The sequence below is a fragment of the Streptosporangium sp. G11 genome, assembly GCF_051192615.1.
In the GTDB taxonomy this organism is placed as follows: domain Bacteria; phylum Actinomycetota; class Actinomycetes; order Streptosporangiales; family Streptosporangiaceae; genus Streptosporangium.
This window is the reverse complement of the sequence record NZ_JBPJUQ010000061.1, coordinates 50294-61784: the sequence shown is the minus strand read 5'-3', so window position 1 is coordinate 61784 and position 11491 is coordinate 50294. Positions and strand designations below refer to the sequence as shown.

Sequence of the window (11491 nt, the reverse complement as noted above, 5' to 3'; positions counted from 1 at the left end):
AACTGGCCAGTCCGGTTCGGGAAGGGGCCGTCGAAAAAGGACCTCCACAGAGGCACCTCGTCGGCGGCCTACTTCACGCGGCGGGCGGGCCGGGGCGCCCTGCCGGGAGTAATCCCGGCAGGGCGCCCCGGTCCGACCCAACACGGCACCCGGGCTTGGACGGCCATTTGGGCAGAGTATTCTCTATCCAATAGAGTCCCCTCATGAGACGTTCCACCTGTTGCGGTGTAAGCGGAGGCCGGGACGCGCTAGGCACAGGATCGATGCGCTCCCCGAGAGTGAGGTTGCCCTTGCCCGCCGCTGGTTCAGCGATGGGCGCGCCTGCGGGAAGCTCGTCGTGGACGTGCTGCTGGCACGCCCATCCACGCCCGTTGTCTGCCGGACGTGGTCAAGCGAGCGCAGGGTCAGGCGTCGGGGCGGGCGAGGATCGCTCGCTTGGCTTGCGAGGCCAGCCAGCGCTCAGCGTCGTCGAAGCTCCAGCGCCGGTGACTCACGAGGCTGAACCAGGCATCTTGGCCGACGTAGAACCAGAGCAGATCGGCGACCCGAGCCGGGTCCACATCGGACCGCAGCGCGCCGAGCTGGGTCAGGCGTGTGGCGGTGGCCGTCAGCGCCGCCATGTACTCGGTGTTCCCGGCGGCGAGGACGGCTGCGGCAGCGGGTTCGGCGCGGCACTGGGGAACCAGGGCCTCCAGCATGTCCCAGTGGGCTTCGTGCGCGAGCCGGGTGCCGCGTGCGAGCAGGTCGATGACCTGACGGGGATCGTCGGTTTCGGCCACCGCCCTCAGCGCCTGCTCGGCGTGCGGGGACCGGATGGCAGGAATGAGGAGGCTGAGGAGAATTTCGGCCTTACCGCCGGTGCTGCTGTAGACCGTCTGTACGGCGACCCGGGCGGCTGCGGCGATCTGGGCGACGGTGACGTTGGTGTAGCCCCGATCGACGTACAGCCGGCGAGCGCAGTCCAAGATCGCGGCCCGGGTGGCGGCAGCAGCGTCAACGCGCCGGGGCGAGTAGTATTTCGCCTTGCCCACCCTGCACCTCTCGCTTCGGATTACCCCCGTCCGGGGTGGACCCTACCACCGACCGGCGGCAGACGGCCCGGCATCGCCCGGCCTGGCACACGAGCCGGACACCTCGCTCCGTCAGCCCCTTGGGGATCCACTTGGGCCTTCGGAGGGGTGCTGTCGTGATCGGCCGTGCCGGGGAACTGGACCAGCTGAACCGCCTCGCCGCGACGGTCACGACCAGTGGCGCCGTCGCCGTGGTCGCGGGCGAGCCAGGCATCGGCAAGACCCGGCTGATGGAGGAGTTCGCCCAGGCGTCGCGGGCGAACGGGTTTCGCGAACTGCGGTGCACGGGCCTGGAAAACGAATCGCACGCCGGATTCGCGGGGCTGCACGAGCTGATCCATCCGGTGCTCGACCACGCCGCCGCGCTTCCAGCACGGCAGCGCCAAGCCCTGTTGACCGCCTTCGGCCTGGCCGAAGGCCCTGCCCCGGAAAGGCTGCTGATCAGCCTCGCCGTGCTCGGCCTGCTGGAGGAGGCGACCACGCAGCAGCCGCTGCTGCTCGTCGTCGAAGACATGCACTGGCTCGATCCATCGACCGCTGAGGTCGTTCGGTTCCTGGCCCGACGGCTGAGCGGGGCGCCGATCATGCTGCTGGTGACCGTCCGCGCGCAGGCCGATGACCCTGAGCCCTTGCGGTCGCTGCCCGGTTTGCGCCTGGACCTCGGTCCCCTGTCCGAAGCCGACTCGACCTGCTTGCTCGACCTCGTGGCCGGGGACCTGACACCGGCGTCACGGACGCGCCTCCTGCAGGAGGCCGGAGGCAACCCCTTGGCCCTGCAGGAACTCCCCATCGCGCTGCGCGAGCGCGGGCTCGCCGCCGACCAGCCGTTTCTGTCGCCGCTGCCCACCACCCGCCGGCTGGAACAGGCGTTTTTGACCCGGGTCGGTGCCTTGCCGACGGCCAGTCAGCAGCTCCTGCTGCTGGCTGCGGCCGAAGGGGAGCTCACGCTCGCCGACCTGATCGTCGCTGCGCGGCGGACGGGGCTGACTGTCGGTGATCTCGACCCGCTTGAGCGCAGCAGGCTGGTGGAGGTGCGGCAGGACCGGGTGAGGTTCTGTCACCCGCTGCTGCGTTCGGCCGTGCTCGGCGCGGCATCGTCGACGAAGCGAGCCGAGGTGCACCGGCTTCTCGCGGCGATCGTGCAGGATCCGGTGCGGGCCGTGTGGCACCGTGCCATGGCAGCATACGAGCGAGACGAGGAACTGGCTGCCGAACTGGAGGCAGCCGGGCTGGGAGCAGCTCAGCGTGGCGCCCTGGCCGAGGCGGCGGCGGTGCTGCGCCGCGCGGCGGCGTTGTCGCCCGAGGCGGCACCACGTGCCCGGCGGCTGGCCAAGGCCGCCGAGCTGTCCCGGCAGGCCGGTAGGACGCATGATGTGGTGGAGGCGTTGCAACAGGCCAGGCCCCTGGCAACGCAGGCCGAGGTCCTGGTCGAGCTGATGAGCACCGAGATCGCCAACAGCCTGATGACGGGGATGCCGGCCGCTAGCGAACGGGACATCGTCGCGTTGGCCCGGCAGATGAGCGGACCCGATGGAGATCGCCATCGCGTCGAACGGATCCGGTTGCTGTGGGCCGCGGCGGTCCAGATCACGCTCCGGTCCGGCGGGCAGAACAGTGCCGCCGATGTGCTGAGCGAACTGGCCGAGGCCGATCCGCAGCTGAAAGACCCGCTGCAACTGATCGGTCTCGCGTTGCTGGATCCCCTCAAGTATGCGGCGCGGGTGCGGTCACAGCTGGACACGTTGCAGCCGCCGGCTCTGGCCGAGCCGAGGGCGCTGCTGAGCTTGGGCCTGGCCGCCGAAGCGATGCAGGACCTGCCCACCGCGTTCGCTGCGCTGGAGGCCGGCCGGATGCACCTCAACCGGGCGGGAGCCCTGGCCGACGAGAGCCACCTGCTGGCGTGGCTGGCGTGCCAGCGGGTCCTGATGGGCACCCTGTGCGACGCCGTGGCGGACGCGGAGATGGCCGAGCGGATGGCGGTCGATCTCGCCCTGCCCGCGGTCGCCGCCGCTGCGGGCGCATCCGGGGCGCTGGGACTTGCCTGGCTTGGACAGCAGAGCGAAGCCGAACTCGTGCTGGCCCGTGTCCGTGAACGGCCGGAGGACGCGTTGTGGACGTCGACGACGGCGCGGGCGGCGTGGGCCGCCGGACACCTCGCGCTGCAAAAGCGCAGTTACCGGCAAGCCTGGCTGGAGCTGAGCAAGGTGAGCGTGCACCGGACGACTGCCTTGTGGGCCTTGGGGGATTTCGTCGAGGCGGCGGTGCGCTCAGGCAAGGGTGAGCTCGCACGGCTTGCGCTCGACAGCGCCGAACGCGACGCCGCGGTGCTGGATTCGCCGCATCTGGACATGCTGGTGCAGCGCGGCCGGGCGTTGCTCACCACGGACGACAAGGCCGACGCTTATTTCCACGCCGCGCTCGAGCGTGGCGTGGATGCGGTGACGGTGCTGGAACGGGCTCGCACCCAGCTGGTTTACGGGCAGTGGCTGCGCCGGGAACGGCGGGTGATGCAGGCCCGGGAGCAGCTGGCCGCGGCGTTGGACACCTTCCAGGAGCGCGGGGCCGAGCTGTGGGCGGATCAGGCGGCCGCTGAGCTGCGGGCGGCCGGCGTGGCACCGGCACGCCGGCTACTCGCGGCCGGCCGACTGGACGCGACCGTGCTGACCCCGCAGGAGATACAGATCGCCGGCCTGGCGGCGGCAGGGCTGACGAACAAGGAGATCGCCGACCGGCTCTACTTGTCCCACCGGACGGTCGGCGCGCATCTGTACAAGGTCTTTCCCAAGCTCGGCATCACCAGCCGAGCCCAGCTCCGGGAGGTGACGGCCAAGCTGGAGGAGCCGGAACGGCAGCCGTGAACCTGTTGGCGGTGATCAACCCGGCGGGCGGCGGAAGAGGGCAGGACCACCGCCGCTCAGTGCTCAGGAGGCTATCTCCGAACCTCTCTAACGATCTTGAGGGAGCCTGAGCTAGCTTCTTGCCTTCACCCTCCATCATCACCGACGAAAGCCTGGCGCTGGAGGTGACCGGGCCGCCCGAGCACAACGAGTTGCCGGACGCGCTGCAAGCCCGCGCCGGCACTGCGGCCGCACTCCGAGTCCGGGGAGAAGAAGAGCGCCAAGCCTGCATTGTTAGCGCACCGGGGCATTTTCACCGGTGCCCTCACTCTGCCGCCAGGACGCGGGGAACTTCGTGCCGGAGCGTGGCGGCGGTCGGTACCACGGTCGCCAGCAGGGTCAGAATCAGTCCGCAACAGACGGTGAGCCCGATCGCTGACAGGCCCAGGGACGGTAGGAGGTGCGTGGGCTGCGCCCGCAACGCCCAGGCACCGCCGAGCGCGGTCACCGCCACCGCGCCCACGCCAAGAATGGCTGCGGTGCCCACGTAGATGACCGCTTCCCAGGCGGCCGCCGCCAGGATGGTGCGCCGGGTGCCACCGGCGGCCTGGATCAGCGCGAACTCCCGCTCCCGGCTCCGGCTCGCCATGAAGATCGTCGTGACCGCGCCCAGCACCGACAACACCAACGAACCGCCGAGCAGCAGCACCACCGTCCCCGGCGACAGCGCCGCCGGCGCCCGGCCCATCTCCGCGGCCAGTGCTGCGCGCACCGTGCCCTCGGCGGAGTACAGCCCACCGCTCAACGCCACGGCGACCATCAGCGGGCTGATCGCCGCCGTACTGCCGTCGTGGAGCGCGCCAGGTACCAGGACCTCGACCGCCGGGCCGGCAACAGGCCCGTCCACAGCCGGAGCAGGCGGCCGAACAGCACCGGGCCGGTTGCGGCGAACAACGCCGCGGTCAGGACGGAGAGCATCATGAGCGGGGTCGTCAGGTTCGCCAGGGCGGTGCGGGGAACGGTCGCGGCCACCCCGGCGACGCTGAGCAGCGCAGCACCCGTGACGAACCAGCGAAGTCTGGTCATGCGCCGCTGGCGAGGTTCCGGTTCCCGGAGCGACTCGATCGCCGGCACCCGCCCGGCTCGGCGTGCCCCGTGCCAGCCGCCGAGCACCACCACGAGCATGACGAACAGGACCACCGATGCTGCGGCCACCGGCCCGAAACGCGGCTGCACGCCGTCGAATCCGCTGGCCTGCCGAAAGCTGTGGCGAAACAGCGGGTCGAGGAACGGTACGGCGGCCAGGCTGCCCGCCACTGCGCCCACGAATCCCACCACCAGGAGTTGCGCGAGCACGACTGCGCGGACGGCGGCTGGCCGCACGCCGACCAGTTGCCAGAGGGCGTAGTCCCGTTGCTGGAGCGCGACGGTGAGGTTGAGCACCGCCCCGAGCACGACGAACGCCGTCACCGCGACGAACGCCAGGACCGTCCCGCTGATGGCGTACAGGGCGAGACCCACCGCGCCGCCCACGTGCACCGCCGTCTCGATATCACTGGCCACCGTGGTGGTCACCGCGGAGGTGACGGCCACGATCACCACGGTGCCGAGCCAGATCCGCCGGTTCGCGACCAGGTCGGCGAAGATCAGTCGCAGCATCGCTCATACCCGGTTTCCGGCGCGGGCGACCGCCTCGAAGATGTCCGCGAGGTGCGGCCGCGGCAGTTCCCGGTCGACGATGCCATCGCGGAGCACCACCACCCGGTCGGCGCGTGCGGCGGCCTGCAAGTCGTGGGTGACCATCACGACCGCCTGTCCGTCCGATGCGATGTCGCGCAACAACCTCAGCACCTGCTCGCCCGCGGCCGTGTCCAGCGCACCGGTCGGCTCGTCGGCGAAGACGACGTCCGGGCGCAGGGCGAGCACCCGGGCGACCGCGACACGCTGCTGCTGGCCGCCCGACAACGCCGCGGGGCGGTAGCCGCCGAACCCGCCCAGCCCGACCCGGATCAGCGCAGCGTCCACGTCGGACGGGCTGAGCGCACGTTTGGCCAGACGGGCGGGCAGGGCCACGTTCTCCCGCGCGGTCAGGGACGGAATGAGGTTGTAGGTCTGGAAGACGAAACCGACGTGCTCGCGGCGCAGCTCGGCGAGTGCCCCCCGCCCGAGCATCGCGACCGCCGACAGTGCGGCGACCGTCCAGAACGCAGCTCGCCAGCCCAGGTGCTGGCCGATGACCGTCCCGGCGGGGAGGCCGAGGATGTTAGCAAGGGTGAAGCCGCCCGCCACGATGCCCATCGCCTTGCCGCGGGCGTCCGCCGGGACCAGGCCGACCGCGACGACGGCGGCCACGAGGTCTCCGGTCACAGGTTCTTCGTGGTCGATGAACCCTTTACCGGAGACTTCTCTGTTTCGCAGCTACGACACGCCGTTGATCACACTTCGAGACAGGCTCTAGCGGCGCAGCTGCTGCCGTCCCGGAGCTGGGCAGCAAGCCCCGCTCGCCTTCGGGCCTTCCGCTGTGCGGGGGCGGACCCGACGGCGGCCGTCGCTGGTCATGGCCCCCTCCCGTCGATGGCTTCAAGCCGCTTTCAACCATGATTGCCTGACCAGGATCCCTCCACGAGACCAGGGTGGTCACTGGCTTAAGTCCCTGGGGCGCCGCAGACCTCCAGCCCAGGTTCATAGCTGACCGCGACACCCGCCGCCTCATAGCGCTTGTCCTCCGACCGCTAGGTGCGGTCGCCGGAGCCAGGAGTCGGCACGGTCATTAGTCACTCACCCGGCTTCTATTGGTGTACACCAGCGCCCTGTACTCGGGGTGCCGGGTGATCCAGCCGGTGTAGAAGGGGCAGACGGCGAGCACGGGAGCTTCGGCGGCACGGGCAGCGTCGAGCGACGTACGTACGAGTGCTCCCCCGATGCCTTGACCCTCGTAGGCCCCCTCCACTTCTGTGTGGACGAAGGCGATGAGGTTCTTGGTGCGGATGTATTCCGCGATGCCGGCCAGCTCACCGTCGACGTATGCCTCATACCTGTTGGCGTCGGCGTTGTCGACGATTCGCATGGTGGGCGGTCGGGAGTCGTTCATCTTTGTCCTCAGGTGCGTAGTGGGCTTGTGGTGGTCAGTGGTTTGGCCGCAGGGACGGCCGTTATGGGGGCAGGCGGTGGCGCCCAGGGCTTATTGAGACTGGTGGCCGCCAGGAGGCCGGCGTGGTCGCGGGTGTCGCGGCCTCCCGGCGCGAACCTCAGGCGGCGGACCGGACATCAGGCCGTGGCCGTCAGCTGTTGGCAGTCGTTGCGGCCAGCGCCTGCCTGAGGCTGGCGACCGCGAGCGGCACCGACCGTAATCTCGTTGAGGGGCGACAGGACAGGCCCCTACAGCCCTACATTCGCGTTCGGCAACCGAACGCCGCCCTTTCCTCGTCCACATCGAGGAGGCGCAGTGCCTTCCGTGCGACGAGTCGGCTCTCGACGACCGTGGCCCGGTGAGCCACCGGCGCTGGCGCTTCGACGACGGCGCGTGCTGGCTGGTGGCGCAGCCCAGCACCCTGCTCCTCGCCTCGCCCGCCGGTTGACACGCGCCTGTCATCCCGTCCCGGACAGGTAGGAGTTCGCGCGCGGGCTCGGGCAGCTCGGACAAGAGCAGCGCGACGTCATCCGGTGTGCCGACGCGGTCGAAGAAACCGATCAGCAAGCGAGGTCGGCCAACCCGGCCGCCGCCTGCCGTGCCACCGCCGCCAGGAGCGGCCACAGCTGCTCATCCTCGCTCTCGTGGTGATGGTGGAGGTTGGCTACCAAAAACTCGCGCAATTCGGCCAATGCGCCCAACGGCACGGATGGCCGCACCGCCGCCTCGGCCAGCAAGGTGGTGGCGCTCCGGTGAAAATCATGAGTCAGCCGCGTCTCGACGACGGCGGACTGCGTCGGCCACGATGCCGTGGGCCGCTGACGGGCGCGGGCCCGGCGTTGCCCGGCCCGCGCCCGTCACCTCCGCGCCTGTCAACGGGTCAGGCCGTACCGAGCACGCCCGATAGGAAGTCGATGCCCTGTGTGATGGCGGCTTGGGCGGCGCGCGTGCCTCGCAGCGGGTTGAGCCCGACGAAGTCGTGCACGATGCCCTGGTAGCGCACGGCGGTGACCGCAACCCCGGCCTCGCGCAACTTGGCCGCGTAGGCCTCGCCCTCGTCGCGCAGCACGTCGGCCTCGCCCACGATCACGAGCGCCTCGGGAAGCCCGGCCAGATCCTCCAGCGTCGCCCGCAACGGAGAGGCGGTGATCTCCGCGCGCTGCGCGGGGTCGGTCGTGTACTGGTCCCAGAACCACTGCATGCCTTCGCGGGCCAGGAAGTAGCCAGTGTCGAACTGCTGGTAGGAGCCGGTGTCGAAGTTGGCGTCGGTCACCGGGTAGAACAGCAGCTGACCGGCGAAGGAGATGCCGCGACGCTGCTTGGCCAGGATCGTGGTGACTGCGGCCATGTTGCCGCCCACCGAGTCGCCCGCGACGGCGACCCTGCTGGCGTCGAGACTCTGCTCGGCTCCGTTGGTGCGGATCCACTCGGCCACGGCGTAGATCTGCTCGATCGCGGTCGGGTACCTGGCCTCCGGCGAGAGGCTGTAGTCCGGGAAGATCACGGCGGCGCCGGTGCCGACGGCGAGTTCACGCACCAGGCGGTCGTGGGTCTGCGGTCCGCCGAAGACCCAGCCGAGGCCGTGGATGTACAGGATCACCGGCAGATCACCGGTGGCACCCACGGGTCGCACGATCCGCACCGGCACCGTGCCGGTCGGGCCACCGCTGATCGTGAGGTCGGAGATGTCGGCGTCGGGCACCTGGCCGGGATCGGCCTGCACGCTGTCCACGATCTTGCGCCCCTCTGCGGGGGACAGCTGATACAGGAACGGCGGCGTGGAGTTCGCGTCGGCGAAAGCCCGCGCGATCGGTTCGAGGACGGGCTTGATCTCTGTCATCGGTGTTCTCTTTCTCAGGTGAACTTTTCTCAGGTGGATGGGGCAAATCCGCTGTGGGCTTGGCCAAGACGCTTGCAGGCGCGGCACCGCGAAGGCATCTGTCACATGACTGCGGCTGGGACTCGCGGGCGCCTGTCAGCGGCCGTGCCGCCGGTGACCGTGCCGCTGGTCAGCCTGCCCGGCCGGGCGGGTGCCCGGGGGACCTTCAGGCGTTCATGCGGGCCAGCCCGGCCGGTGTATCACGCTCGCCGGCCACCCCGGCTTGCGTCACCGCGCGGGCGAGGGCGTCGCGGTCGTTGTCAGTCAGCCCCAATGCGACGGCCGCGACGTTCTCATCGAGCCGGGAGCGGCGCCGGGTGCCGGGGATCGCGACCACACCGTGCGCTTGCACCCAGGCGAGGGCGACCTGCGCGGGGGTGGCGCCCTTCGCCGCGGCAATGCGCCGGACCTGGTCGACGACCCGCAGATTCGCCGCGATCGCCTCGGGCTGGAAGCGGGGAAGCGAGCGCCGAACATCGCTGGGGTCAAGGTCGTCCACGGCGGTGATGTCGCCGGTGAGGAAGCCCCGGCCGAGCGGGGAGAACGCGACCAGACCGATGCCCAGCTCGCCAAGCGTGTCGAGCACGCCGTTGGTGAGCAGATCCCGGGAGAACAGCGAGAACTCCGACTGGACCACGGCGATCGGGTGCACGGCATTGGCCCGACGGATCGTCGCGGCCGAGACCTCCGAAAGCCCGATGTGGCGGACGAGCCCGTCGCGGACGAGTTCGGCCATCCCCCCGACGGTCTCCTCGATCGGCACCGCCGGATCCACCCGGTGCAGATAGAACAGGTCGATCACATCCGTGCCCAGATGCCGCAGCGACCGTTCTGCCGCCCGGCGGGCGTACTCCGGGCGCCCGTTGAGGCCGTGCGGGCGGCCCTCGTCGTCGAACTCCGTGCCGAACTTGGTCGCGAGCACCGCCTCGTCGCGCCGATCCCCGATCGCGCGGGCGATGAGCTTCTCGTTCTCGAACGGCCCGTACGCCTCGGCCGTGTCAATGAGGGACACACCGACGTCCAGCGCGTGCCGCAGCGTCGCGACCGCCTCGCTCTCATCGGTGCTGCCGTAGAAGGCGCTCATCCCCATCGCCCCCAGTCCCTGGACGGGTACGACAAGGCCGTCACCGAACGGGGTCTGCTTCACGTGTCCTCCTGGCGGCGCCCATGGCACCGGTCGAGACGTACAAGGAAAGGGGTGCCTCTGCAGCGGCAGGCCGTCGGGTTTCCCCGGCCGTCAGGAACGGCCCCATGCTGGACCGGGTGCTCGCGGCGGCGCCGGACCTCGCCGGCGGCTGCAGGGCCGGTCACTGGTGCAGGTGGCGGATCCAGTCGGCGGGCACCCGGCCGGCCGGGCCGGGCGCGCTCTGCTCCACCGGGTGGTGGGTGGGCGCGGCGAGCATGGGACCGCTCTCATACATCACCTGCTCGCCGTAGTCCCAAAACCAGTGCTCGCCGGGTTCGAAGCTGCTGACGAACCGGTGGTCCGTGGCGGCGGCGTGCGCGCTGGCGTGCTGGCTGGGCGAGGAGTCGCAGCAGCCAATGTGGCCGCACTGGGCGCAGCGCCGCAGATGGAACCACCAGCCCGGCGGCTGCGACACTTCGCAATCGGCGCAGCCCGTGCCACTGGGCGGCACCGTGGGATCGATTCCCTCCATGGGTCTCCTTCGGTCGTCTTGTGCCCGGCGCGAGTCGCCTGCAGGCGGCGCAGGGCACGGCTTCAGGCGCAGGGTCGGGTGCGGCGCTCACGGCAGGTGGCTCATCAGCCCAGCAGCCGGAGCAGAACAGGCATCGCCCCGGCGACAGGAGCCGGGTAGCTGACGGGCCCCCGGAGCGCGTTGCGAAGAGCTGAACAGTCGGGCGGGTGTTCGTGTTCCCTACTGCGCGCCGGTGTCGGCCAGCCGCACCAGGTCCTGGCCGACCAACGGCCCCGCCGGGACCTGGTGGAGCCTACCGCCATCGGCCAGATCGCCGAGATCGATCGGCGCGAAGCCGACCCCGGTCAGCAATGCGGTAAACATCTTCTTGGCTGCCTCGTCGTCACCGGAGACGAACAGCACGCGGTTGCCTTCGGGCCGCCGCGGATCGGCGCGCAGCGTCGCCGCGAACAGGTGGTTGAACGCCTTGATCACCCGGGCGCCGGGGGCGCGCCGGGCGACCACCTCGCTCGAGGTGAGATCGTCCGCGGCGGGCGGAGGCGTGGCGTAGTCGTTGGTCGCGTCCACCAGCACGCGACCCTGCCAGTCCGGCAGGCCAGCGAGCGCCTCGGCGGTCCGGGTGCCGGGAACGGCGAGCACGACGAGTTCGGCCTGCGCCGCCTGCTGTCGGCTGGCGGCCGACGCGCCGGGCCCCAGGCCGCGTACGGTGTCGGCCAAGGTTTGCGGACCGCGGCTGTTGCTCAACACGACCTGATGCCCACCCGCGAGCAGGCGTGTGGCGACCGCTGTGCCGATGGCGCCGGCGCCCAAGATCCCGATCTGCATGATGGCCATCTCCTTCGGTTTGGGTGATGGCAGCATCGTGGCCGATGGGGAAGGGGAGACGCATCGGTCACATGACCTACCCGCGCGTCGCC

Annotated in this window: 11 protein-coding genes; 1 reads left to right on the top strand and 10 read right to left on the bottom strand. The window is 70.5% G+C overall.

Annotated features, from left to right (window positions below; all coding sequences use genetic code 11):
- Nucleotides 1-404 precede the first annotated feature (404 nt).
- Complete coding sequence (locus tag ACSDR0_RS37985; RefSeq protein ID WP_435293786.1) at nt 405-1031, bottom strand: TetR family transcriptional regulator; 627 nt, start codon at nt 1029-1031, stop codon at nt 405-407.
- A gap of 155 nt (nt 1032-1186) precedes the next feature.
- On the opposite strand from ACSDR0_RS37985, the gene ACSDR0_RS37980 reads away from it, so the two are divergent.
- Nucleotides 1187-3928, top strand: coding sequence for an AAA family ATPase (locus tag ACSDR0_RS37980; RefSeq protein WP_435293785.1), 2742 nt, complete (start codon nt 1187-1189; stop codon nt 3926-3928).
- 304 nt (nt 3929-4232) lie between these two features.
- On the opposite strand, the gene ACSDR0_RS37975 is transcribed toward ACSDR0_RS37980, so the two are convergent.
- From ACSDR0_RS37975 to ACSDR0_RS37935, 9 genes are all read right to left on the bottom strand, one after another.
- Nucleotides 4233-4718, bottom strand: coding sequence for an FtsX-like permease family protein (locus tag ACSDR0_RS37975; RefSeq protein WP_435293784.1), 486 nt, complete (start codon nt 4716-4718; stop codon nt 4233-4235).
- Between the two features lie 8 nt (nt 4719-4726).
- A complete protein-coding gene (locus ACSDR0_RS37970; RefSeq protein WP_435293783.1) occupies nt 4727-5566 on the bottom strand; it encodes an FtsX-like permease family protein in 840 nt (279 codons plus the stop codon).
- Between the two features lie 3 nt (nt 5567-5569).
- Entirely contained in the window at nt 5570-6274 is a 705-nt protein-coding gene (locus ACSDR0_RS37965) for an ABC transporter ATP-binding protein (RefSeq protein WP_435293782.1), read from the bottom strand.
- A gap of 403 nt (nt 6275-6677) precedes the next feature.
- Complete coding sequence (locus tag ACSDR0_RS37960) at nt 6678-6998, bottom strand: GNAT family N-acetyltransferase (RefSeq protein ID WP_435293781.1); 321 nt, start codon at nt 6996-6998, stop codon at nt 6678-6680.
- A gap of 599 nt (nt 6999-7597) precedes the next feature.
- Nucleotides 7598-7774, bottom strand: a complete 177-nt coding sequence (locus tag ACSDR0_RS37955; protein WP_435293780.1) for a hypothetical protein — start codon at nt 7772-7774, stop codon at nt 7598-7600.
- Between the two features lie 143 nt (nt 7775-7917).
- Nucleotides 7918-8877, bottom strand: a complete 960-nt coding sequence (locus ACSDR0_RS37950) for an alpha/beta hydrolase (RefSeq protein WP_435293779.1) — start codon at nt 8875-8877, stop codon at nt 7918-7920.
- A gap of 205 nt (nt 8878-9082) precedes the next feature.
- A complete protein-coding gene (locus ACSDR0_RS37945; RefSeq protein WP_435293778.1) occupies nt 9083-10063 on the bottom strand; it encodes an aldo/keto reductase in 981 nt (326 codons plus the stop codon).
- 160 nt (nt 10064-10223) lie between these two features.
- Nucleotides 10224-10574 (bottom strand): UBP-type zinc finger domain-containing protein, encoded by a 351-nt coding sequence (locus ACSDR0_RS37940; RefSeq protein ID WP_435293777.1) that lies wholly within the window; start codon nt 10572-10574, stop codon nt 10224-10226.
- Nucleotides 10575-10793: 219 nt separating this feature from the next.
- A complete protein-coding gene (locus tag ACSDR0_RS37935) occupies nt 10794-11408 on the bottom strand; it encodes an NADPH-dependent F420 reductase (RefSeq protein ID WP_435293776.1) in 615 nt (204 codons plus the stop codon).
- Nucleotides 11409-11491 lie beyond the last annotated feature (83 nt).

Excerpts from the sequence above, each read along its gene's own strand:
- ACSDR0_RS37970 (WP_435293783.1), bottom strand. The coding sequence starts at position 5,566 with ATGCTGCGACTGATCTTCGCCGACCTGGTCGCGAACCGGCGGATCTGG.
- ACSDR0_RS37960 (WP_435293781.1), bottom strand. The coding sequence starts at position 6,998 with ATGAACGACTCCCGACCGCCCACCATGCGAATCGTCGACAACGCCGAC.
- ACSDR0_RS37950 (WP_435293779.1), bottom strand. The coding sequence starts at position 8,877 with ATGACAGAGATCAAGCCCGTCCTCGAACCGATCGCGCGGGCTTTCGCC.
- ACSDR0_RS37940 (WP_435293777.1), bottom strand. The coding sequence starts at position 10,574 with ATGGAGGGAATCGATCCCACGGTGCCGCCCAGTGGCACGGGCTGCGCC.
- ACSDR0_RS37935 (WP_435293776.1), bottom strand. The coding sequence starts at position 11,408 with ATGGCCATCATGCAGATCGGGATCTTGGGCGCCGGCGCCATCGGCACA.